The organism is Treponema phagedenis, assembly GCF_008153345.1.
Taxonomy (GTDB): Bacteria; Spirochaetota; Spirochaetia; order Treponematales; family Treponemataceae; genus Treponema; species Treponema phagedenis.
On sequence record NZ_CP042818.1, the window covers coordinates 1,475,931 to 1,499,278 of the forward strand.

Annotated in this window: 20 protein-coding genes; 15 read left to right on the plus strand and 5 right to left on the minus strand. The window is 39.5% G+C overall.

Features of this window, described 5'->3' with window-relative positions; all coding sequences use genetic code 11:
* The first annotated feature begins 394 nt into the window (after positions 1-394).
* From FUT79_RS06570 to FUT79_RS06595, 6 genes are all read left to right on the plus strand, one after another.
* Positions 395-886, plus strand: a complete 492-nt coding sequence (locus tag FUT79_RS06570) for a TPM domain-containing protein (protein ID WP_052335789.1) — start codon at positions 395-397, stop codon at positions 884-886.
* Positions 886-1,206 carry a hypothetical protein gene (locus tag FUT79_RS15055; protein WP_052335790.1) on the plus strand — a complete coding sequence of 107 codons (321 nt, stop codon included), beginning with the start codon at positions 886-888 and terminating at the stop codon, positions 1,204-1,206. Before FUT79_RS06570 ends, FUT79_RS15055 begins: the two co-directional genes overlap by 1 nt.
* A gap of 85 nt (positions 1,207-1,291) precedes the next feature.
* Positions 1,292-2,179, plus strand: a complete 888-nt coding sequence (locus FUT79_RS06580; protein ID WP_024753472.1) for an SPFH domain-containing protein — start codon at positions 1,292-1,294, stop codon at positions 2,177-2,179.
* Between the two features lie 250 nt (positions 2,180-2,429).
* A complete protein-coding gene (locus tag FUT79_RS06585; protein WP_024753473.1) occupies positions 2,430-3,467 on the plus strand; it encodes a threonine aldolase family protein in 1,038 nt (345 codons plus the stop codon).
* A gap of 68 nt (positions 3,468-3,535) precedes the next feature.
* On the plus strand, positions 3,536-4,771 hold the full coding sequence (locus FUT79_RS06590; RefSeq protein WP_024753474.1) for a TraB/GumN family protein: 1,236 nt from the start codon (positions 3,536-3,538) through the stop codon (positions 4,769-4,771).
* Positions 4,772-5,041: 270 nt separating this feature from the next.
* Entirely contained in the window at positions 5,042-6,328 is a 1,287-nt protein-coding gene (locus tag FUT79_RS06595; RefSeq protein WP_024753475.1) for an ArsB/NhaD family transporter, read from the plus strand.
* A gap of 62 nt (positions 6,329-6,390) precedes the next feature.
* On the opposite strand, the gene thiI is transcribed toward FUT79_RS06595, so the two are convergent.
* Positions 6,391-7,578, minus strand: coding sequence for a tRNA uracil 4-sulfurtransferase ThiI (thiI, locus tag FUT79_RS06600; RefSeq protein ID WP_174897301.1), 1,188 nt, complete (start codon positions 7,576-7,578; stop codon positions 6,391-6,393).
* 617 nt (positions 7,579-8,195) lie between these two features.
* Here thiI and FUT79_RS06610 point away from each other — a divergent pair.
* Positions 8,196-8,777 carry a glucosaminidase domain-containing protein gene (locus FUT79_RS06610; protein WP_024753477.1) on the plus strand — a complete coding sequence of 194 codons (582 nt, stop codon included), beginning with the start codon at positions 8,196-8,198 and terminating at the stop codon, positions 8,775-8,777.
* Positions 8,778-8,833: 56 nt separating this feature from the next.
* Here FUT79_RS06610 and FUT79_RS15060 read toward each other — a convergent pair whose 3' ends face one another.
* The 3 genes from FUT79_RS15060 to FUT79_RS06625 form a co-directional block, all read right to left on the minus strand.
* Entirely contained in the window at positions 8,834-9,055 is a 222-nt protein-coding gene (locus tag FUT79_RS15060) for a hypothetical protein (protein ID WP_024753478.1), read from the minus strand.
* Between the two features lie 173 nt (positions 9,056-9,228).
* On the minus strand, positions 9,229-10,044 hold the full coding sequence (flgF, locus tag FUT79_RS06615) for a flagellar basal-body rod protein FlgF (protein WP_002696581.1): 816 nt from the start codon (positions 10,042-10,044) through the stop codon (positions 9,229-9,231).
* A 567-nt stretch (positions 10,045-10,611) separates the two neighbouring features.
* On the minus strand, positions 10,612-11,379 hold the full coding sequence (locus tag FUT79_RS06625) for a GntR family transcriptional regulator (protein ID WP_082048236.1): 768 nt from the start codon (positions 11,377-11,379) through the stop codon (positions 10,612-10,614).
* 248 nt (positions 11,380-11,627) lie between these two features.
* Here FUT79_RS06625 and FUT79_RS06630 point away from each other — a divergent pair, with 248 nt between their 5' ends.
* From FUT79_RS06630 to FUT79_RS06640, 3 genes are read left to right on the plus strand one after another with little or no spacing between them, the layout of a single operon-like run.
* Positions 11,628-13,514, plus strand: coding sequence for a beta-glucoside-specific PTS transporter subunit IIABC (locus tag FUT79_RS06630; protein WP_148884029.1), 1,887 nt, complete (start codon positions 11,628-11,630; stop codon positions 13,512-13,514).
* Positions 13,511-14,320: a Cof-type HAD-IIB family hydrolase gene (locus tag FUT79_RS06635; protein ID WP_024753481.1), complete on the plus strand. Its 810-nt coding sequence runs from the start codon at positions 13,511-13,513 to the stop codon at positions 14,318-14,320. Before FUT79_RS06630 ends, FUT79_RS06635 begins: the two co-directional genes overlap by 4 nt.
* Positions 14,313-15,746 carry a 6-phospho-beta-glucosidase gene (locus tag FUT79_RS06640; RefSeq protein ID WP_024753482.1) on the plus strand — a complete coding sequence of 478 codons (1,434 nt, stop codon included), beginning with the start codon at positions 14,313-14,315 and terminating at the stop codon, positions 15,744-15,746. Before FUT79_RS06635 ends, FUT79_RS06640 begins: the two co-directional genes overlap by 8 nt.
* 153 nt (positions 15,747-15,899) lie before the next feature.
* Here FUT79_RS06640 and FUT79_RS15065 read toward each other — a convergent pair whose 3' ends face one another.
* Positions 15,900-16,163 carry a hypothetical protein gene (locus tag FUT79_RS15065; RefSeq protein ID WP_187426858.1) on the minus strand — a complete coding sequence of 88 codons (264 nt, stop codon included), beginning with the start codon at positions 16,161-16,163 and terminating at the stop codon, positions 15,900-15,902.
* 369 nt (positions 16,164-16,532) lie between these two features.
* Between FUT79_RS15065 and FUT79_RS06645 the strand changes: the two genes are divergently transcribed.
* The 5 genes from FUT79_RS06645 to FUT79_RS06665 all read left to right on the plus strand — a co-directional run bounded on the left by FUT79_RS06645 (position 16,533) and on the right by FUT79_RS06665 (position 23,332).
* Positions 16,533-17,786, plus strand: coding sequence for an ISNCY family transposase (locus FUT79_RS06645; protein WP_148889420.1), 1,254 nt, complete (start codon positions 16,533-16,535; stop codon positions 17,784-17,786).
* A gap of 218 nt (positions 17,787-18,004) precedes the next feature.
* Positions 18,005-20,131 (plus strand): methyl-accepting chemotaxis protein, encoded by a 2,127-nt coding sequence (locus FUT79_RS06650; protein WP_148889422.1) that lies wholly within the window; start codon positions 18,005-18,007, stop codon positions 20,129-20,131.
* A gap of 16 nt (positions 20,132-20,147) precedes the next feature.
* Positions 20,148-22,271, plus strand: a complete 2,124-nt coding sequence (locus tag FUT79_RS06655; RefSeq protein ID WP_148889424.1) for a methyl-accepting chemotaxis protein — start codon at positions 20,148-20,150, stop codon at positions 22,269-22,271.
* Positions 22,272-22,409: 138 nt separating this feature from the next.
* On the plus strand, positions 22,410-22,850 hold the full coding sequence (gene fliS, locus FUT79_RS06660; RefSeq protein WP_002696573.1) for a flagellar export chaperone FliS: 441 nt from the start codon (positions 22,410-22,412) through the stop codon (positions 22,848-22,850).
* A 2-nt stretch (positions 22,851-22,852) separates the two neighbouring features.
* Positions 22,853-23,332: a flagellar protein FlgN gene (locus FUT79_RS06665; RefSeq protein ID WP_148878986.1), complete on the plus strand. Its 480-nt coding sequence runs from the start codon at positions 22,853-22,855 to the stop codon at positions 23,330-23,332.
* Positions 23,333-23,348: the final 16 nt, after the last annotated feature.

Below are 23,348 nucleotides of genomic sequence, written 5' to 3' on the forward strand. Positions count from 1 at the left end.
GTTGTTTTTTTGAGCCTTTTTTTTAGAATTGGTACTCCAAAGGCAGGGAAAACAGTTTTCTAAACTCCGTACTATTCCGATAAAAACCTCTTAAAGGAAAAATGAGTTGAGGTTAAAGAAGAAGTATTCCGCATGTGCGAATTCGGCATTCCTATGGTAAGTTTACTCGCCCTTGCCAAATTCCAAACGATGTTTAAAAGTATCAACACTGTTTTGTAAAATTGAAGCTTTTAAACTCGTAGGCGAACCAAAGGTGGAAATTCCAAGGGTTCGCCCTTGTGCCGTGTCGGACTCTTTTTATAATAGGCGTTTTTAAACTCGTGGATTAGTTTTTGCCATGGACGGCAAAAACTAATATTTGCTTATTGGATTATGCTTTTTATCGGAGAAGGTTATGAAAAAAAAGATTGCCGTTTTTGTTTTTTTTCTTCTTTGTTTTATTGCGGCGGCGTTGGAGGTTCCGCCGTTGAAATGGCCGGTAACCGATACGGCGGGTATACTGACCAAAGACGAGCATGAGAAAATTTACGCTTTTTTGCGAAAGACAGAGGCAAACTCAAGTCTGCAAATTGCCGTGTTAATCATTCCGGCATTACAGGGAGAAGTACTTGAAAACTATTCCATGCGGGTTGCAGAAAAATGGAAAATAGGCAAAAAGGGAAAAGACTCGGGTGTTATTTTGCTTGTTTCAAAAAATGACCGTAAAATTCGTATTGAGGTCGGTTACGGACTTGAAGGCTTTATCACCGACGCAAAGGCTTCTTCGATTATCCGCAATGTCATCGCTCCGCAATTTAGAAAAGAAAAATACGGTGAAGGCATTTACCAAGCGGTAGAAAATATTGCGGGACTTGCCTTGCAAGATGAAGCCTTGTTTCAAGCATAGTGAATGTAGAACCCGCAGGCAAATCTTCGCTTACCGAAATTATCTTTGCGATAATTTTCGGAGTATGTGCGCCTATTGCCGTATTTATTTTGATACTAAGGAAGATACTGCTGGGAATTGACAAGTACCTTGCCAAGAAATATCCCAGCACTGCAGGCTTATCTACCGAAGGACGCCATTATAGCAGCAGCTCGTACAGCAGCAGTTCATATAGCAGCAGTTCATCCAGCAGAAGCTCGTACAGCAGTTCATCCAGCAGCAGCTCGTATAGCGGCGGTGGTGGAAGCTTTGGCGGCGGCGGAGCTTCAGGCGGCTGGTAGTTTGCGGATGTAAAACCGCTGTGAAATAAAAATTATTCATATCCGGACTCTTGCTATAACGAAAAGAAATTGCTATGCTAAAACAATGAAAGGAAAAACAAAGTTTTTTATTACGCTTATTATTTTAGTCGGAGTTTCTTCAGCGGTTTTTATCGCCGGCTGGCTGCAGTTTTCGGTTCCCGCAGGTAAATACGGAATTCTTCTTTCACGTTCAAGCGGCTACTATCAAAAAGTGATTATGCCCGGTCAATTCTTGTGGCGTTGGGAGCGGCTCATCCCAACAAATGCAAAAGTCCTTATTTTTGATCTCCAAAGACAAAATATTCTTACGACAGTTACCGACACACTGCCTTCTGCCGCACAATATCAAGCAATACTTGAAAAAAAAGCCGATTTTTCATGGAAAATTACTGTTTCTTCCGATGTTCGCCTTAAGCCTGAAAAACTTTTAAATGTAATTGAGCATGAAAATATTACTGATCAAGCCGGACTCGATTCTTATATAAGAACAAAAATTGAAGCCCTTCAGCGTCAGGCAGCATACAGCCTCATCTCTTCATATCTTGAAAACAATGAAATGTATGAAGCCATGAAAACCCAATACGGTAAAATCTCTCATCAGATTAAAAAAGAAATCACATCCGATATTCTTGAAATTGAATCTGTCTGGGTACAAGACATAACCATCCCCGACATGGCTTTATATAAATCGGTTGTAAATACCTACAACATATACGAGCAAAAACGAAGCGAACTTTTAGCAGAGCTTGCCGCTGAAAATGCAAAACATGCCGCAAATGAAGAACTTCAACTGCAGCGCATGACTAAATGGGGAGAATTCCTGAAAAGATACCCTTCCATCATTGAATTTTTAGCTGTAGCTCGAGATGACGCACAATCAACGCTAAACACTTTGAAAAGCGTACAAAACACTGACCAAAAAAATAATCAGGACAGTAAAAACACCCCGTAAAAACTAAAAATGAGAGTAAGAAACTTACAAAAGTTTCCGGATACAGCCTCTTTACGCTTAGAAACATGTATAAAAATTCACCTTTTGTATTGTGTATCATAAAGCAGTAAAATCAAGGGTGAGTCCTAAAACCTGCAAAGATTAAACAAAAGCAAAATCTTACCCTTTATTGCAGTTTATTATGTAGATATAAATTGATTGTTTTTAGTAATAAGAGTATAGTAACGGTTATACTTATCCGGAGGAAAAAATGATTTATTTTAATTGTGATTACAACGAGGGAGGCCATCCGAAAATCCTTGAACGTTTATGCGAAACAAATCTTGAACAAACCGCAGGATACGGCAAAGATGACTACTGCGAAAAAGCGCGCAAGCTGATACAAAAGGCTATGGGCAGGGAAGATGCCGATGTCCATTTTTTAGTGTCGGGCACGCCGACTAATGTGGCTTGTCTTTCGCATATGCTGCGCCGCTATCAGGCGGTTATTGCCGCAGACAGCTCCCATATCAATGTACACGAAACGGGAATGCCTGAATCCCGCGGACATAAAATTCTGGAATTTGAAAATCGAAACGGAAAAATAGAGCTCGCACAAGTTGAAGAATTTATGCAGGCGCGTGAATTTGAAGGAAAATTTGAACATGCGGTTATGCCGAAAGTTGTATTCATCACGTTTCCGACAGAGACAGGTACAATTTATTCAAAAAAAGAGTTGGAAGAATTATATCAGTATTGCAAAGCGCATGAGCTTTACCTGTACATTGACGGTGCACGGCTCGGATATGGCTTAACTGCGGAAGGAAACGACCTCAGCTTTCAAGATGTTGCCAATAACTGCGATATGTTTTGTATCGGCGGTACAAAATGCGGTGCCCTGCTCGGAGAAGCGGTGGTTATTCTGAATGATGAGCTAAAAAAAGATTTTCGATACACCTTAAAACAGGGCGGGCAAATGCTTGCAAAGGGAAGAATCCTCGGTATAAATTTTGAAGTGCTTTTTACCGATGGGCTTTACTTCGACATCTGCAAACACGCAAATGAGCAAGCAATACGCATACGCGATACGCTCAAAGAAAAAGGAATAGAATTTTTAGTTGATTCTCCTACCAACCAACAATTTCCGATTATACCGAATTCCTTTTTTAAAGCAACAAAAAACGAATTCGCCTTTGAGATTATCAAAAATGTTGCCGGAGACAAAACCGCTGTCAGAATATGTACCAGCTGGGCAACAAAAGACGAAAATGTTGACGCATTGATTAAGAGAATCGAGGAGCTTTTATAAAATTCAGGTTGTTTTCCATCTAAAAACAACAAGATAAAACAATGTTTAAACCTGACTAAGGATATTGTATGAAACAAAGCATCGCTGCCTTTTTTTTGGCGTTTTGCTTCTTTTCCTTGTTTGCAAAAGAAGCGGAGCAGTTTACGGCAAAAGAATATTTTGAAGACTTAGAAAAAAATACTTTTTCTTTGGATTTTACCGACAAAAAAATAATTGACAAGGTATTTGCACTTGACAATCTCAAAAAACATAAGGCAATACTCATCGGCGAAATACACGGGGTTGCCGCAAATTATACGTTAAAATCGGAATTCTTAGAGTATTTTACAAAAGCCGGATATTGTAATACGCTCCTTGAAGAAGCGCCTGTAAGCCACAATCTTTTTTTGAATAAATACTTGGAAACAGGAGATGAGAAGATCCTTAAAACGCTTTTTACAATAATGCGGGGGACAGCCTATTGCACGCAAGAGCATTATGATTTTTTTAAGAAGCTTTACCAATACAACCAAACCGCCCCCAAGAAGCAGCGCATTCGGATTCTTGCGGTTGATGTGGAACACCAACCGATTTTAGCGTATGCGGCACAGCATGCGCTGTTAAAAGAAAAAAAGAATCTGCGGTTATTTTCGGATCTGCAAAGCAAACTGGCGGCTGCCGCAAAAAAAGCGCAGTTCCCGAATAATGATCCGTATGCGATCGCCGAAGAATGCGAAAAACTCTTGCAGGAAAATCAAAAGGAAGCAAAGAACGTGCTCGGTAAGGATTATACCCTGTTTGCCTTAATTAACCGCAATATCCTATCTCGGAAAAAGCTGGATAGTTGCCCGCCTGAGCAATTCAATACAATACGCGATAAACAGCTGTACGAAAACTTTTGCGCCCTTGACCTGCCCAAAAATACGTATTTCGGCGTATGGGGAAATCTTCATGTTTTTCAGGTACCGATTGATCAGGTTACCTACTTTGCGGGACATCTTACCCAAAACAAAAACTACTCGGGTAAAATTACTTCGATAGCAATTCAGTACATCAAAAGCGAGTTTTCAAATAAGGATGATAACTATCTGCCGTATCCGTGCGAAAATCGTATGCTCTATTTTGATGATGCCTATCAGCAGCAGTTGGAAACCGACAAGGGCGATATCTATATTTTCAGACTGAACACAAAGGACTCCCTTTTCAGGCGCACCGATTTGAACTTTCAAAAAGCGGACAAAGGCGATCCGGTTATCAGCGATGTATATCAATACCTGATAACAGTCAAAAACTCCCCCGCGTGTAAAAAATATAGCGGAGATTAAAACCCCTTAGGCAAAATAGGGGGTCAGTACATTTTGATAACTCGACTCGTTTTTAATGTATTTTTGTACAAACTATAAAAAATTTTATAAAAAGAGTTCGACACGGCGCAAGGGTGAGCAAACTTACCATAGGAATAGTTAATTCGGTAAGCTTTATTGCTGATACACCCTCGAAAAAAACTGAATATACGTTTGGAATAGCTGCAAATTACTATTGTTAGCCTTGCCTTTTTATAAAATAGATATCACAATTTTTCTAGGAGAGTGAAAATGATTGAAACTCAGCTTATTGTATCGGCAGTTTTATTTTGCGGCACATATGTTTTGATGATAGTTTTGACAAATTATCGGCCTGTCATAGCCTGCGTTTCAGCCGCTATTTTTGTGGTACTGGGCATCTTACCCTATACTCAAGTATTTGCCGCTATCGACTGGAACGTTATTTTGATGATTGCGGGAACAATGGGGCTTGTCTCCCTTTTTACGGAATCGCAAATGCCGCAGCGCATTGCGGATAATATCATAAACAGACTGCCGAATGTAAAATGGATAATTGTTTGTTTATCATTATTTGCCGGTTTTATTTCCGCCTTTGTCGACAATGTCGCAACGGTTTTAATGCTTGCCCCGATCGGCATCGTATTGTCAAAAAAGCTGAACATGTCGCCGGTTAAACCGATTATCGCCATTTCGATTTCCGCCAACTTACAGGGAGCTGCAACCCTTGTCGGAGACACCACCTCTATTCTTTTGGGAAGTCATTTGAACATGAATTTTTTTGATTTCTTCTGGTATTTAGGGCGCCCGTCTCTTTTCTTCATCGTGGAATTTACCGCAATTGCGGCTACCGGCATCATCTATTTTATTTTCCGTACATCAAAAGAAACCCCTGAAAAGGTTGCGCTTACCGAAGTGAAGGACTTTTTCCCTTCTGTACTCCTTGTTATGATGATCATTCTTATGATAGGAGCATCCTTCTTACCGGAAGATAAAAAACCGCAAACAATAAACGGATTGATTTGTGTCGGTCTCTTTCTTATCGGTATACTCTATACTATTTTGCGAAAAAGAAATTATTCGATCCTAACCGTAATAAAAAAAGAATTCAGTTTTGAAACAATCTTTTTATTGATAGGACTTTTTATTGTTATTGCGGCAATAACCGAGGCGGGGCTTATTCGCGCAATTGCAAACGTTTTTCTGAAGCTTGGAACAAATGTGTTTTTGATTTACTCGGTTATTGTATGGGGCTCTGTTGTGATTTCAGCCTTTGTTGATAATATTCCCTATGTTGCAACCATGCTTCCCATTGTACAAATCCTTTCGGAAAGCTTGGGAGTGTCCTCTCCCATTTTATTTTTCGGATTACTTTCAGGAGCCACATTGGGAGGAAATATTACGCCGATAGGCTCATCGGCTAATATCGCTTCTTTGGGCATTCTTCGCAACGAAGGCTATCAGGTAAAAAATACCGAGTTTATGGGGATGGCAGTTCCCTATACGCTGACCGCCGTAGCTATTGGCTATGGCTTAATTTGGATGACGTACGGAGTATAACTGCCGGCATAGCGACCTCCCGCAACGTTAAGCGCCGGAAGAAGGCTTTACTTGCGGGAAGCTTATTTTTTTTTGCCGTATCCGATAATTTTTTTTGTTTCACAGCTTTCAAAGGCTTCGTCCAAAAAGGGCTCTATTCCCATGCGATTATAAATTTCAAAAGCGTCTTCCAACCGGGTGTGCAGCACCGGGTGCTTTGGCGAAAAGAGCACGCAGCAATCTTCATACGGCAAGATAGAGGTTTCATACGTGCCGATTTTAATTGCAAGAGCGGTGATCTCTTCCTTATCCATACCGATAAGCGGCCTGAATACTGGAAAGTCAATACAACTATTGGTTACGCTTAAGTTTTCCACTGTTTGACTTGCCACCTGTGCAAGACTTTCTCCGGTAATTAAACATTGTGCATTAACTTTTTTCGCAATGCGCTCTGCGGTTTTCATCATACACATACGCATCATCAAAGTAAGATAGGCTTCAGGCGCTGTTTTTTTAATCTGCTGCTGCACCTTGGTAAAAGACACAATATTCAAATACGCACCGAGTCCGTATTCCGCCAATTTTTCCGCAAGGGTTTCCACCTTTTGCTGAGCCTCGGGTGAAGTATAGGGATGAGAATGAAAATACAAAAAATCAAGCTTCATGCCGCGGAAAAGCATTCGATAACCCGCAACAGGAGAATCAATACCGCCCGAAAGCAGCAGCAACCCGCGCCCGGAAACGCCGCAGGGCAACCCGCGCCTGCCCGTATGTTCCACCCCGTAAACAAATACGGATTTTTCGCGCACCTCAACAGAAAGCACAATATCGGGATTATGCACATCAACCGTTAAAATACCCGCCATATGGATCTGCGCACCGGTTTCCCGCCCAATCTCGTATGAGGTAAACGGAAAGCTTTTATCGGAACGCCGCGCTTCTATTTTAAACGTTTTACAGCCAAGCCGTACAGCTTCTTTAGCTTCTTTAATCAAAACCGCAGCGATTGAATCAATATTCTTTTCCGCAACCTTTGCTTCCGCCCATCCGGTAATACCGATAAGCATATCAAGCGACTTTTCAGCAAGAGTTCTGAATTCGGAAGGAATCTCTAAAAACAACCTCCCCGCACGCACCCGAACGCTCGCACCGGTGTTTTCAAGATATAAAGACAAATTCTGCGCAAGCCGCCTTTCAAAATTTTTCAGATTTCCCTTTTTAAGGTTTATTTCTCCGATTTTTGCAAGATACAATAAGTTTTCATTCATCAGAACCTCAATATAGCATAAAGCCCCAAGAAAGTCTATTTATTTGCTTACGCACAAGCCTGCTCAATTCGTATCTAGTATAACGTGTTGTAATTAACTTCCTGTTATAAAAATCGGAGTATCAACAATAAGGGACTGCGGATTTCAGCATTTCTATGGTAAATTGCTCACCGTTGCGCCGTGTCGAACTCAGAACCGCCACGGATGGCGGTGGTTCCTTGCAGAAGCGATGTTTAAAAGCATCAACACTGTTTTGTAAAATTGAAGCTTTTAAACTCGCAGGTTTGGTTTTGCCATGGACGGCAAAACCAAACCGTTGTGTCGAACTCTTTTTTATAAAATTGTCTTGATTTTTGTAAGATGCATTAAAAAACGGATCGAGTTATTAAAAAACCGTTATATTAGGAGAACACAACGTAGTTTTGCATTTTTGATAAAATGTAATCGATGAACGTAAGAGCCTCTGTTTAAAAAGAAGCGACAGCTGTTATTAAACGTCGCTCTACAATACCTGTAAATTTCCATGAGGTTACGTGAAATATAATATTTTTATGAGAAGAGGTTGTTTTTATTTTTCCGATGCAAGTAAAATATTTCATAAAAAAACCGATATATCCCGTATGAACAAAAAAATTATTTTTTCCGTATATGCAGTTTTTTTACTTTGTATCTTTTTTTGCTTTTCCTGTAAATCAGTTCCGCCCGCCGTACCTCAGTATATTATGGGAGAAGGAAAATTACGCGAAAAGCATTTTATTGCTTTTTTTAAATCGCAAAATATTCCGTTTGATGCACAGGATTTACAGGCTCTTGCTGAATTTTATATTTCTGAATCAAGGATTGAAGGAATTAATGCGGATGTTGCTTTTGCGCAAATGTGTTTGGAAACAGGCTTCCTGCAATTCGGCGGTTTGGTTACCCGTGAGATGAATAATTTTTGCGGGCTCGGCTCTATCGGTGCCGACCAACCCGGAGAAGTTTTTGACAGTGTGCAGCTCGGTGTGCGCGCACACATTCAGCACTTAAAAGCCTATGCAAGTCCTGCGCCGCTTGTGATGGAAGTTATTGACCCGCGATACAAGTATGTGAATCCCAAAGGGAAGGCTCCGACTATTTACGGTTTAACAAAAACCTGGGCGCAAGACCCCGACTACGGAAAAAAGCTGGAAAACCTTTTGCATAGAATGTATAAGCATCTTTGATTGGCGGCTTTAGTGTAGTACGCTGTAATTAACTTACTGATATGTTGATCGAGACATCAAAAATAATGGCTTAGAGGATGTAGCATTCCTATGGTAAATTGCTCACCCTTGCCAAATTCAAAACGATGTTTAAAAGCATCAACACTGTTTTGTAAAATTGAAGCTTTTAAACTCGTAGGCGAACCAAAGGTGGAAATTCCAAGGGTTCGCCCTTGCTCCGTGTCAAGCTCCTTTTTATAACAGGAAGTTTTAAAACTCGCAAGGTATAATTTTGCCACGGACGGCAAAACTCAGAACGGGCACGGACGCCCGAGCTCGCTTTGTAAAAATCTCACTATCACCTTGTTCCCGTAAAATAAAAAACCCGCTCTTTATAAACTATTTTGCTGTTTACAAAGAGCGGGTTTTTATGGTGGTAACTTATGGTATTGTTAAGGCAGTTCCGCTGCGTTTATTTTACCCGTACAACCTCATTCCAAAGTTTTGCCATCATCGTATCTTCCGATTGGATTGTTTTTTGGTTTGCCTCATAGGCGCGGTTTACTTCGATCATGCGCACCATTTCGTTTACAACATTCACGTTTGAGGCTTCGATAAAGCCCTGCACGGTTACCGGGCGGTCAGGGCCTTCAGCCGCGATGGCGGGGCCGGAAACCGGCGTGTCTAAATAAAAACTTGAGCCTTTTTTTTGCAAATACCGGTCGTTTTCAAAGGTAACAATTTTCAGACGGTCTAAAAACACCGCATCGGTATCGGGCTCGGTTATTGGACGGGCATAAATCTCGCCGTTTTGGTTGATTTTATACTCCATATCTTGTAAAAAAATACGCCCGTTTTCGCCCAAAACAGGATACCCTTCCTTTGTCATCAAATAGCCTTCAACGCCCACCAAAAAATTCCCGTTTCGCGTATACTCTTCGCGCTGCGGGGTTTGTACGGCGAAAAAGCCCTTGCCCTCCAACGCAATGTCGGACGGAGAATGGGTTTGCTTCAAAGACCCTTGCTCAAACTCGGTGAAAACCTCGTTTACTTCAACGCCAAGCCCGAGCTTTCCGATAATCGGCGCCGCATCGGAAGAGCCGAAGGGATTTTTAATCACACCGTCATCATTTGTGCGCCGCAGCAAAAGCTCCGGAAAATTTTTATTTATCGTTACATCCCGCTTATAACTTGTGGTATCGACATTTGCCAAATTATTTGAAATTACGTCTAATTGCTGTTGCTGTGCGTTCATGCCGCTTGCGGCAGTATACCAACCTCGGATCATACTATTTCCTCATTTATTGAAAATATGGGCAAAGAGCCTATAATACGTATCGGAAAAATCGGCATAACATTGAGAAAAAAGAAACAGTTTTACGCCTTGCATCGGCGAAAATCACTGCGGCTTTACAAACACCGGCACACAAACGCTTCCTTATAATCTTGGTTTTTTTACTAAAGAAAGAGAGCAACACGGCACAATGGTGAAGTTTTGAAAATTTACTGTAACTTCGCCAACGAGTTTTGCCTGTTTACGCTGGAGTATCAGGCAAAACATCGTTTTGAATTTAGCAACGGTGACTAAACTTACCATAGGCAACAGGTGGTTTTCGAATTTTGGTAATATGGCAGGCAAAACAGCGTTAATGTATGCAGCCGGTGCAGGTTCTACTGTGTGCTTTCCCCAAAACTTGGACACGTGCCGTAGGAGAAAAACCAAACGGAAACGGCACGATAATCAATTTCAAAACTCGCATAAGTGCTGTTGGGGTTATAAAAAATGTGATAGAAGGTTTACAGAAAGTCAAAAAAGTATCTTTGTACCGGCCTCTATTTTCCTTTCTCTATCATTTTAATCTCTACCGGTTCCCTGTATAAAAAATTTAGTGTTCTTATGATTGTATATTATTTTTGAAAGATCAAAAGCTTCGCCGGAAGATAAATAGTAGACCTCTTCTATTATAAGGGCAGGGTCATTTTCTTTTATCTTTAAAAGCTTTGCTTCTTCTTTAGAAAGTTTACTTACCGTCATATATTTATCGGAAAATCCAAACTGTAATTTAAGTCCTTCTTGGAGATATTGAAATATGCTTTGTTTTAAAATATCTTCATTTAAATAGCCGACAACGGATTTTTTATATAAAGAAGTCTCTATGCAAAAAGGCTCACCGCTTTTGTATCTCAATCTTTTAGCTAAAAAGAGTGTTTCTCCAATCGGGCATTTTAAATACTTGGCGGCTCTTTCATCAGCGGGAATTTCCTTAAAATCTAAAATATCACTTTTTATGGTGTTTTTTTTCAAGGTATTATAAAAGCCTTGGTTTGTAAGTAAGTTTATATAACCGTCCCTATGTTTTCTTCTTACAAAAATACCGCTTCCTTGCACCTGATAAATTATACCCTGTTGCTCCAATATTTCCAGAGCTTTGATTACGGTATTTTTGCTGGCATTATATTTTTTTACTAATTCATCTATCTTAGGCAATTGGGAACTCTGTTCCAAATTATTATCCAGTATAAATTGTCTAATATCATTTGCGATAAACTCATATTTCAGCACAAAGCAACCTCTCGTAATGTATTTCGTGACATCGTATAAAAATTCGGTTAGTTTTTCCAAATGTCCGACGAACTGCTTTCTGAAGTTTTATAACTATTGACTTACAGAAAAACATCGAAAAATCAAGAAAACCTCTAACAATTTTTTAGAGGTTTTCTATAAAGCAAGTTTAACTCATTTCTAAAAAAAAATCTATAATTGGGATAGAATAATGTAAAGGAATCGGCTTAATTCCTTAGTATAGGTATTGACATATTGTATGGGTACACTTATACTATTTCTATACAGTATTCAAGGTGGAGGTAATTATGGAGCAGTATAAAAAACTGGCTGAGCAAATTTTGCTTAAAGTCGGCGGAAAAGAAAACGTATCAAAAGTTAATCACTGTGCAACGCGATTGAGGTTTTTCTTAAAAGATGAAAGCAAGGCTTCAAAAATAGATGTCGAAAATTTAGACGGTATCGTAACAGTGGTTTTGAGTGCCGGTCAATTTCAAATTGTAATAGGTCAGCATGTTGCAAAAGTGTACAACGAAATTATGGAACTTATGGGAGAAAATCCTGTTGCTGATCAAAACGAAGGAAAGAAAAGCGTTCTAAATAAAATAATATCAACAATGTCCGCTGTCTTTGCCCCTTTTATATACATATTGGCAGCTTCAGGAATTTTACAGGGCGTTTTGATTCTTATCAATTTGGCATATCCGGCATTTGCCGATACCGGAACCTATGAAATTTTGAGCATGACCTCGTGGGCTCCTTTTGTGTTCTTGCCCATATTTATTGCAGTAACCGCATCAAAACATTTTAAGGCTAATACGTATATAGCCATAGCGGTATGTGCCGCACTCGTCAGTCCGACTCTTTCATCGATGGTTGCAAGAATACAGGCGGGAGAAAGCATAACATTATTTTTTATGAATCTGAGCCCAACCGTCTACACGGCAACCGTATTACCCGCATTATTTTTGGTGTGGTGGTTATCGTATTTAGAAAAATTTTTGGATAGAATTTTTCATGCAGTTGTAAGAGGACTATTTACTCCGTTTTTTTCGATAGTAATAACCGTGCCGCTCACCTTGTTGATAATAGGCCCGATAACGGCGACAGGGGCGAACATGGTTGCAAACGGATATAATTTCCTTGTTGCGGCGGCAAGACCTGTGGCGGCAATTGTTATAGGCGGATTTTGGCAAGTCTTTGTATTATTTGGAGTACACTGGGGTATAACACCTGTAGTACTTGCTAACTTTGATCTATACGGGAGGGACAGCTTTCAAGCCTATCAAACAATAGCGGTTATAGCGCAAGTCGGAGCAGCTTTAGGGGTAGCACTTAAAACAAGAGATAAAAAATTAAAGGGCGTCGGAATATCGGCCTTTGTTACCGGCCTTTTCGGTATAACCGAACCGGCAATATACGGAACAAACCTCAGGTTTAAAAAGCCCTTTATCGTTGCCTGTGTGTCGGGAGCCATAGGAGCCTTAGTTGCAAGCTTTTTTTCTCCGTATTATTTTATCTATGCGGGACTGCCGGGGCCGCTTACTTTGGTAAATGCTTTCAACAAAGAATTTCCCTTGTCTTTAATAGGTGAACTTATAGGTGCCGCCATAGCATTTTCCTTGCCTATAGCGGTAGTTTTTCTAAGCGGTTACGGAAAAGATAGCACCACTGATGCGGATAACAAAGATTTTATAAACAAAGATATACAAAATAAAATAAATTCAAAAATAGAAAAACTTGCAAAAGAAGAAAAAATTGTCAGCATTGCAAAACCGATAAAAGGAAAAACCATAAAAATGACAGAAGTGAATGACGAAGCTTTTTCTTCTGAAACGATGGGGAAGGGCGCTGCTATTGTTCCCGAAGAAGGAAAGGTTTATGCTCCTTTTAACGGAGAGGTTGTTTTTCTTGCAGACACCTTACACGCTATCAGCATGCTTTTAGATAACGGTGTGGACGTACTGATACATTTTGGTCTTGATACCGTAACATTAAACGGTAAAGGTTTTAAAGCCTTTGTCAAAGAGGGGGATAAAATAAAACAAGGCGACTTATTGTTGGAAGCAGACCTTGACTATATCAGATCTCAAAATTTAGATATAACAACTCCGATACTCATCAACAATTCAGATGATTATAAAGAAGTTGAGATTACCGAAGATATACATAGGTTTTTGGTTCTGAAAAAATGATAAAAATAATTTTTACCGACATGGACGGCACCTTCTTAGACAGCACGGGCACATATAACAAAGCCTACTTTAAAGAAGTCTATCGCAAAATGAAAGAGCAAAATATAATCTTTGTTCCCTGTTCAGGGAAGCAATGCGAGCGAATAGAAGAACTGTTTGACGATTGTGGGGAAGAACTCCATATAATAGGAGACAGTGCTGCAAGGATTAAGTATAGGGGAAAGTATATTTATGAAGCTTTGCTTGATAACAACACAGCCAAGGAAATAATAAAAGATTTTTCTGCGCAATACGATGTTGCCATCGTAGCCTGCACTTCTGAGGGGGCTTATGTAAAAGATACAATAAGTGAAGAAGATTTTAAGGTGATACGGCATTCGTATGCGATTGTAAAAAAAATTAAAGACTATGCCGAACTTACTGATAATTTTATAAAGGTCAGCATATATGATAAAAAAAAGCGCTGTTTTACCATACTAAAAGATTTAAAAAAATATGCGGACAGAGCATATATAGTCGCTTCAGAAGATGCATGGATAGATATTACTCATAAAAAAGTGCATAAAGGGGCAGCCATTAAATGGCTCATAGAACATTTGCATTTAAACAGAGCAGAAGCTATGGGCTTTGGCGACGGACCCAATGACATAGAACTTATCAATGAGGTTGAGTATAGCTTTAGCGTTTCCAATGCGGTTGACGAGCTGAAAGAAAAATCTTTTTTTATAACAAAATCCAATGATGAAGACGGTGTGTTAAAAACAATCGATATGATTTTAAAATTACAGGAGGTAATACATGAATAAAGATTTTTTATGGGGAGGCGCTGTTGCGGCGCATCAATTGGAAGGAGCTTGGAATGAAGGAAATAAGGGACCAAGCGTAGTAGATGTTATGACTGCCGGAGGACAGGGCAAACCGCGCATCATAACCGACGAAATCGAAGACGGCGTTTTTTATCCCAATCATGAAGCTATCGATTTTTATCATCGATACAAAGATGATATTAAACTGTTTGCCGAAATGGGACTTAAATGCTTTAGAACTTCCATCGCATGGTCAAGAATTTATCCTAAGGGCATAGAAGAAGAACCTAATGAAGAAGGCTTGCAATTCTATGATGATTTGTTTGATGAGTTGCGCAAGTATAACATAGAGCCGGTAATAACAATTACACACTTTGAAATGCCCTTGTATCTTGCAAAAGAATATGGCGGCTTCAGGGACAGAAAAGTCATAGACTATTTTGTGAAATTTGCCGAAACCGTTTTTAAAAGATACAAAAATAAAGTTACATATTGGATGACCTTCAATGAAATAAATAACATGATGGATTATAGCAATCCGATCTTCTTATGGACAAATGTCGGGGTTCGAGTTAAAGACGGAGAAAACCCTAAAGAGATTATGTACAAATCCGCTCATCATGTTTTGTTGGCAAGTGCCTTAGCGGTTGCCAAAGGCAAAGAAATAAATAAAAACTTTAAGATAGGGGCTATGTTATCCTTTGTTCCCATATATCCTCTAACCGCTAATCCGGCTGATATAATGCTGGCAGAAGAATTAATCAGAAAAAGATATTTCTTTGGCGATGTACAAATTAGAGGCTGTTATCCGAACTATGCGCTAAAAGAATTTGAAAGGGAAAACATCACCATAGGTATTATGCCCGGCGATGAAGAAATTTTACAAAACGGAAAAGTTGATTATTTAGGGTTCAGTTACTATATGTCTAACACCGTAAGCGCAGAAGCTAAAGCACCTGACGCCGATACAGTCAACATACACGGGCAACTTCCCTTCCAAGTTAAAAATCCGTATATCAAAGAAAGCGATTGGGGCTGGGCAATAGACCCCATCGGACTGCGGTATGCGCTGAATGTACTATATGATAGATACCAAATTCCCTTGTTTATTGTAGAGAACGGCTTCGGCGCTGTGGATACTCTTACAGAAGACGGACAAATACTTGATGATGACAGAATAGCGTATTTAGAAGCCCACATAAAAGAAATGAAAAAAGCCGTAGAATATGACGGTGTAAATCTTATCGGCTATACCCCTTGGGGCATAATTGATCTGGTCTCTTTCACAACCGGAGAAATGAAAAAACGATACGGCATGATCTATGTTGACAGAGACAACGAAGGAAAGGGAACAATGGAAAGAAAACTGAAAAAATCATTCCATTGGTATAAGCAAATTATCGCAACCAACGCGGAAGCATTATAACGAACGGAAGGTACGAAAATTTCTACCCCCGATCCGGTGCAGCGTTTTTTGATAACTCGATTAATTTTTTAATTCATTCACTACGAGTTATAAAAAAGAGTTTGACACTACGGGTTGGTTTTGACGTCCATGTCAAAACCAACCCTGCGAGTTTTAAAGCTTTGCAATCTGTCCTGCTTTAAAACATCGCTTCTGCTTGGAACCACGGGCGTCCGTGCCCGTTCTGATTTTTCCGTCCATGGCAAAAACTAAACCGTCTGCTTGGAACCACCGCCATCCGTGCCCGTTCTGAGTTTTTGCCGTCCGTGGCAAAACCAACCCTGCGAGTTTTAAAATCTTTGCAATCTGTCTTGCTTTAAAACATCGCTTCTGCGTGGAACCACGGGCGTCCGTGCCCGTTCTGATTTTTCCGTCCATGGCAAAACCAAACCTGCGAGTTTTAAAGCTTTGTAAATTACTTTGCTTTAAAACATCGTTTGGAATTTTGCAACGGTGAGCAATTTACCATAGGAATACTTAAATCCGCAGTCCCTTATTGTTGATACCCCGATTTTTATAACAGGAAGTTAATTACAAAACGCTGTACTAGCTCCTCAAGGAGTTTTCGCTGTAATGTAAGGGAAATAATATCTACTGAAAAAACGGCGCGCATGCACAAAAGCTCCATCTGCTTTATTTTTCTGTCTTTAATCTGTGATAATTTCACCCCTATAAGTTTTCAATGAATATTTCGCCCCTATATTTTACCGAGGTGAAATTATTGACTTGTTACACTAAACTGGAGGAATGAAATTATTTATGAGCATTGATCAAATTACACGAGGACATGTTATCGCCAACTGCTTAGAAGGGAGATGTACGGTACAACAGGCTGCGCTTCGATTAAACCTTTCACGAAGACGCGTACAGCAATTAAAAAAGGCGTTCAAAGAAAAGGGTTTAGCAGCAATGCTGCATGGCAACAGTCAGCGTCCCTCTGCAAAGAAGACCTCGAAAGAAATTGAGCAGCGATTACTTGCACTGCGAAGCGATCCCGCATTGTCAAAAAGCAATTTTTTGCATTTTCATGAAATAGTAACTGAAGAATATCAATTGCAGCTGTCATATTCGACTCTGCGCCGTATTCTGTTATCACATGGAATTTGTTCACCAAAGAAAAGACGAACACGAAAGAAGGTGCATAAAACGCGCAATAGAAGAGCTTGCTTCGGAGAGCTGTTGCAAGTGGACGCAACCCCGTTTCCTTGGTTCGGCGGGAAAGAAAAATCCGCATTACATGCTTTTATTGATGATGCACGCGGAATGATTACCGGTCTTTATTTATGCAAAAACGAGTGCCTGCTCGGATATTTAGAAGTTCTGCGGCAGACACTCGAAAATTACGGACTCCCTGCCGCTCTTTATCCGGATAAGTGTAGCGTTTTTTTTGTTAATGCAAAAAAACAGTTATCCATTGAGGAGCAATTACAAGGAACCAAGGAACAAGTAACACAATTCGGCAAAATTATCAAGTACTTAGGAATCGATATGTTCCCGGCTCATTCATCACAAGCAAAAGGACGTGTTGAGCGATTATGGCAAACTTTACAAAGCCGACTCCCTGTTGAATTTGCACGACGCGGAATTACAACCATAGAGCAAGCAAATCAATTCTTAAAAGAGTATATCGGTATTTTCAACAAACAGTTTGGTGTTCCTGCCTGCGATTCATATTCAATGTTTGTACCGACGCCAAAAACACTCGATCTTGATAAACTGTTGTCATCGGTTATTACGCGCAAACTTTCAAGCGGTTCCACCATCTCAATTAAAAACATGTTGTTTAAAATTGAGCAGAATAAATTCTGCGCAGGCACAACGGTAAATATTTTGATTTCACAAAAACATGGTATACGCGCTTTAATACATGATGAATTCTATCCGATTGTACCGCTCGATGATATATACCGAACCGATACGGTTGGACGAACCGGAGACCTGCCTCAAGTAGTTATTGACTTGATTTATGAATTCTTACTTAAAGATGCAAAAGCAGGATAACTCGATGTGTTAAGGGGTGCAATTTTCATTGCAAAATTAACCCACTTTAGGGGTGAAATATTCACTGGGTATTGACAAAATATTCACTGGTTATTGACACATAATTTTTATACATGCTATAATAGCTACAGAGAAGTCTTATAAGTTTAAAATTTTTATCTTTACTGATAATTATTTTATTATGCAATTTTAGAAAATTAGGAGAATTTATAATAAATATGTCAGAAAAAGAAATCATATCTTCTCAAAACAAGAAAATATTTTCCATCAGAAAAAAGCTTATATTTATTTTTAGTTTAATTATAATGACGTTGGGCTTATTACAGACAGCGCTTGAAAGTTATATTATACGAACCGCTATTGAAAAAGAAGCAATAGTATATTTGCAAGACAGAGCTGTTGACCTTGCGGAATTAATCAGTATAAGAATACACACCCTTTCAAGATTTTTAGAATATGTTGCCATGTCTCCGGAGATGAAGGACCCGAAAACTTCGCCCGAAGCAAAAACAACCTTTTTGCAACAAGAAATGAAATACCAACCCTTACTGATGACGCTTGATTTTGTTGACGTAAACGGTATCCGGTATCTTCCCTCAGGTGGAACTATCAATATCAGTGATCGTTCATGGATTCAAACCGCATTAAAAGGGAAGCTTTCTATTTCAGAGCCGGTTAAATCCCGTACTGGCAAAGGAATCGCTATCACCATTTCAGTGCCCGTATACGACAATGCAGCAAATAGTATCGGAGTTATTCTTGCGGCAATACCGGCAAAAACACTCAGTAAAATTATCGATGATATTCTTATCGGCGAAACAGGAGATTGTTATATACTGGGTAAAACAGGAACAACAATTGCCGAAAAGGATTTTTCATTGGTTGAAAATTTTGAAAACTCTATTGAACAAGCAAAAACCGACCCTTCAGTACGAGACATGGCTGATTTTGAAAAGCGTGCAATAGAATCTGACGATCCGATCATTGGTTATTATACTTGGGATGGAGATGAATATATTTCGGCATCGGCAAAAATTGCAAATACCGGGTGGACAATCTTTCCAAACCTGACGACATATGAACTTTTTTCCGCAATAAGCTCATTGCGCCGCAACCTTTTTGTGATCGGTCTTATCGGATTTTTAATCGGGGCAGTCATTACTGCTATCACCGCACAGAGTATCACTAAACCTCTAAATCAGACGGTACGTATTTTACAAGATATTTCCGAAGGCGCCGGAGATTTAACAACAACGCTTCCCGCAATAGGAGGCGAAGAAATAGCAAACCTTTCACGGTATTTTAATTTGACAATCGCTAAAATACGAAGTTCAATTATCATTGTAAGCGACACTGCCTCAACACTGCAAAAGGTAGCGGAAGATCTTTCAAGCAATATGAACCATACTTCCGATACGGTAAATAAAATAGGCATAGATGTTGACGGCATAAAAACACAGGTAATATCACAAGCGTCAAGCGTTACACAAACAGCCTCCTCATTGGAACAAATGAGACGGGCTATTGAAAGTTTGCATATCAACATCGAAACCCAGTCTGCTAACGTAAGCGAAAGTTCTTCGGCTATTGAAGAAATGGTAGCAAACGTTCATTCGGTAAACTCAATATTGGTAGAAAATGCAAAACGAATCGCCAAATTGCAAGAAAAATCAGTGCAGGTAAAAGACAATGCGTCAAAGTCAGCCATCCTTATGCAAGAAATATCAGTACAATCCGACGGACTTTTAGATGCGACAAATGTTATTCAGCACATTGCAAGTCAAACAAATTTACTTGCAATGAATGCGGCAATTGAAGCGGCACATGCGGGAGATGCGGGAAAAGGTTTTGCGGTAGTTGCCGATGAAATCCGAAAACTCGCAGAAGAATCAAGTGCCCAAGGTAAGCAGATCAGTACGGTTTTAAAAAACCTTAAAGCAAACATTGATGAAGTAGCCAATGATGAAGATAAAGCACAAAAGCTTTGCGAAGAAACGTATAATCTTACCACCGAAGTTAAACAGCAGGAAGATATAATAATGAACGCAATGCAGGAACAAACCGCAGGCTCGGGGGCAGTATTGCAATCAATGACCGATATCAACGAAATTACCGTGGAAGTAAAAGCCGGTGCATCTGAAATGATGACGGGAAGTACAGAGGTTACCAAAGAAATGCAAAAACTTACCGAAATTTCCGCTCTGATGACGGACAGCATGGACGAAATGACTGCGGGAGCAATTCAAATCGGCAAGGCGATTGATGAGGTTAATGAAATAACACAACAAACAAAAAATAATATTGAAATACTTGTAACCGAAGTAGATAAGTTTAAGATAATGTAAGGAGAGCTAAACGCAGATGGAAATACATGACAGCAAACCTATAAACCGAAAAAAATCCCTTTCTATTAGAAAAAAACTGCTCTTTAGTTTTAATGCCATCTTGGTTCTGTTAGGGATATTTCAAGCATATTCATCAGTCAAAGTGGCAAAAAATACTCTTGAGAAAAAAGTTGAATCTCGGTTGCACGATAAAGCTGAGGACATTGCCGCTTTAATTAGTGCGCGAATAGATTCTCAAATTGTAATTATCGAAGCTATTGCCCGCTATCCTGAATTAATCGATAAAAACACCTCATACATTCAGAAAAATGCATTTTTAAAAAAAGAGTTAACGTATAACCCGCTCTTTATCTCACTTGAAATTATCGATGCCAATGCAAAAAGATATTTACCTAACGGAAGCACAATAGCACTAACGGATCGAGAGTGGATATTGGAAGCGTTCAAAGGCAAGACCGCTATTTCGGAACCGTTTGTATCCCGCGGTGAAGAAGGGCTTATAATAGCAATAGCGGTTCCGGTGTATGATACTAATCAACAAATTACCGGAGCTCTGGTGGCGGTCATGAACGCTTCGTACTTAAGTGATATGATTAAAGATATCGTTGTCGGAAAAACCGGCAGCTGTTACATACTCGGTAAAACAGGAACAACGATTGCCGAAAAAGATTATAAAGTAGTGATGAATTTTGAAAACATCATAGAAAAATCAAAAATCGATCCCTCATTAAAAACAGTTGCGGATTTTGAAAAACGATCAATTGAAACCGATGAAAGCTTGATAGGATACTATATGCGGAAGGGAAAGCGGACTATTTCGGCATCAAAAACCATACCCAATACGGGATGGACTGTTTTTCCATATGCTCCGTTACATGAATTTTTATCTCATATTACCACTTTAGTGATCATGTTGGTCGGGCTTGGACTAACTATTTTAATTATCGCTATCATCATTATATTTATTGTAGCAAAAAAAATTGTGGAGCCGATCACCAGGACAGTAAACATTTTACAAGATATTGCCGAAGGGGCGGGAGATTTAACGGTAGCATTGCCGGTAACGGGAAATGACGAGGTAACACAGCTTGCAATATATTTTAATCGGACTATTGAAAAGATACGCAATTCGGTAACTGCGGTTGGCTCTACCACTGGTGACTTGCAAAAAGTGGGGGAAAGTCTTTCAACCAATATGACGGAAATCGCAAATACGGTACAACAAATCAGCACAAATATTGAAAGTATAAAAAAGCAGGCGGTTTTACAAGCTTCAAGCGTTACGCAAACAGCGGGTTCAATGGAGCAAATGCAAAGAGCAATTGAAAATTTAAACATAAATATTGAAACCCAAGCAACAAACGTTACTGAAAGCTCATCCGCTATCGAAGAAATGGTGGCAAATATCAATTCGGTGAATAATATTCTGGCTGAAAATGCAAAACGAATTGCAATTTTGCAGGAAAAATCAGCAGAAGTAAAAGAGAATGCGGCTAATTCCACACAGTTGATAAAGACAATCTCCGATGAATCGGAAGGGCTTTTGGATGCGACCAATGTTATTCAACATATTGCAAGTCAAACAAACTTGCTTGCAATGAATGCCGCCATTGAAGCGGCTCACGCAGGAGATGCGGGAAAAGGATTTGCCGTTGTTGCCGATGAAATCAGAAAGCTTGCCGAAGAATCGGGCACGCAAGGAAAACAAATCAGCTCCGTGTTAAAAGCCCTTAAGGTGCGCATTGACGGAGTAGCCGCCGAGGCAATAAAAGCAGAGCAGCTTTTTGATGAAACCCATGCGCTTGCTCAAGATGTAAAGCAGCAAGAAGACACGATAATGAATGCAATGAATGAACAAAGCACGGGCTCAGGGCAAGTATTGAAAGCCATGATCGATATCAGTGAAATCACACACGAGGTCAAAGCGGGCTCTATTGAAATGATGTCTGGAAGCAAGCAGGTTTCGGATGAAATGCAAAGACTGACAGAACTTACCGGACGGCTCACCGTAAGCATGGACGACATGTCGTCAGGAGCTATGCAGATAAATCATGCCGTTCAAGAAGTAGCCGAAATAACACAAAAAACCAAGGAAAGCATTGAAAATCTTGCGGATGAGGTATACAAGTTCAAAGTATAAAATAGTATATTTTTTCTTATACACTTTGTTGCCGACATTCCACCAACATACTTCTTCCAAACAAGATTGGCAATTTTCATATTTCTTTAAAGACTTTCACTATTCAACCGATACTGAAAGAAGTCAACGGGAGGCGCCATGAGATATAATGATCTATCAGCATATAAAGAAATCGATATTAGAACTGCCGGACAGGGAACTTTAATATTAATGCTCTATGATGAAGGAATTAAACAGATATCTTTTGCAATTACTTTAATGGATTGCCCAAAAATTCATGCAACCGATATTGAAAAAATCAATAATCATATTTTAAAAGCCCAGGAAATTATCACGGAATTATCCGCTTCTCTTAATTTAGAAGAAGGTGGTGAAATAGCGGCAAACCTTCTTTCGATTTACACGTATTTTAATCAACAACTTTTACAAGCAAATATTCAAAAGAAAATACAACCCTTGATCACCGTAAAAGAGATGATGAATGAACTTCGCGGCGCATGGGAGCAAATTGTCAATACTTCTGTCGCCGCACCCGCTGCTGATACAAAAGTTTCTTCCGGTATAAATATTGCGGGGTAAATATGCAAATGCAAACAATGTCTTTAACAAATGAAGAAATTGCCCACCGTGTGGCAATTTTAAAACGCTTAAGAGGGCTTCTGGAAGAACAGCGAGATAAATTTAAAGAATATCTTCAGGTGCTTGAAGCGCAGGAAAATTCTATTCTTAAAGAAGACTCTGAAGCTATTTTACACCACGTTGAGCTTGAAGAATCAATACTTACAGAAATAAACACAATTCAAAAAGTTATCGATCCGATGGAACATCTTTATAAAACGGTACACACAAATACGGATGAAACAACTATTCCGCATTTAAAAACAGATTTGGCAAAACTGCAAAATCAGGTTCTGGCAAGGAATAAGAAAAACAGAGACTTACTCAAAGAACATCTTGTAGATCTACGGACTAAAATTGCTTCAATGCAACGGCCACGTTATAACACCGGTGTGTATACTGATTCCGCAAATATCGGAAACGTAATCAATATTGTCTCGTAAAATAAAAAAATACCGT

Coding starts and splice junctions, on each gene's coding strand:
- FUT79_RS06570 (WP_052335789.1), top strand. CDS start 395: ATGAAAAAAAAGATTGCCGTTTTTGTTTTTTTTCTTCTTTGTTTTATT.
- FUT79_RS06580 (WP_024753472.1), top strand. CDS start 1,292: ATGAAAGGAAAAACAAAGTTTTTTATTACGCTTATTATTTTAGTCGGA.
- FUT79_RS06585 (WP_024753473.1), top strand. CDS start 2,430: ATGATTTATTTTAATTGTGATTACAACGAGGGAGGCCATCCGAAAATC.
- FUT79_RS06590 (WP_024753474.1), top strand. CDS start 3,536: ATGAAACAAAGCATCGCTGCCTTTTTTTTGGCGTTTTGCTTCTTTTCC.
- FUT79_RS06595 (WP_024753475.1), top strand. CDS start 5,042: ATGATTGAAACTCAGCTTATTGTATCGGCAGTTTTATTTTGCGGCACA.
- FUT79_RS06610 (WP_024753477.1), top strand. CDS start 8,196: ATGAACAAAAAAATTATTTTTTCCGTATATGCAGTTTTTTTACTTTGT.
- flgF (WP_002696581.1), bottom strand. CDS start 10,044: ATGATCCGAGGTTGGTATACTGCCGCAAGCGGCATGAACGCACAGCAA.
- FUT79_RS06630 (WP_148884029.1), top strand. CDS start 11,628: ATGGAGCAGTATAAAAAACTGGCTGAGCAAATTTTGCTTAAAGTCGGC.
- FUT79_RS06635 (WP_024753481.1), top strand. CDS start 13,511: ATGATAAAAATAATTTTTACCGACATGGACGGCACCTTCTTAGACAGC.
- FUT79_RS06640 (WP_024753482.1), top strand. CDS start 14,313: ATGAATAAAGATTTTTTATGGGGAGGCGCTGTTGCGGCGCATCAATTG.
- FUT79_RS15065 (WP_187426858.1), bottom strand. CDS start 16,163: ATGGACGGAAAAATCAGAACGGGCACGGACGCCCGTGGTTCCACGCAG.
- FUT79_RS06645 (WP_148889420.1), top strand. CDS start 16,533: ATGAAATTATTTATGAGCATTGATCAAATTACACGAGGACATGTTATC.
- FUT79_RS06650 (WP_148889422.1), top strand. CDS start 18,005: ATGTCAGAAAAAGAAATCATATCTTCTCAAAACAAGAAAATATTTTCC.
- FUT79_RS06655 (WP_148889424.1), top strand. CDS start 20,148: ATGGAAATACATGACAGCAAACCTATAAACCGAAAAAAATCCCTTTCT.
- fliS (WP_002696573.1), top strand. CDS start 22,410: ATGAGATATAATGATCTATCAGCATATAAAGAAATCGATATTAGAACT.
- FUT79_RS06665 (WP_148878986.1), top strand. CDS start 22,853: ATGCAAATGCAAACAATGTCTTTAACAAATGAAGAAATTGCCCACCGT.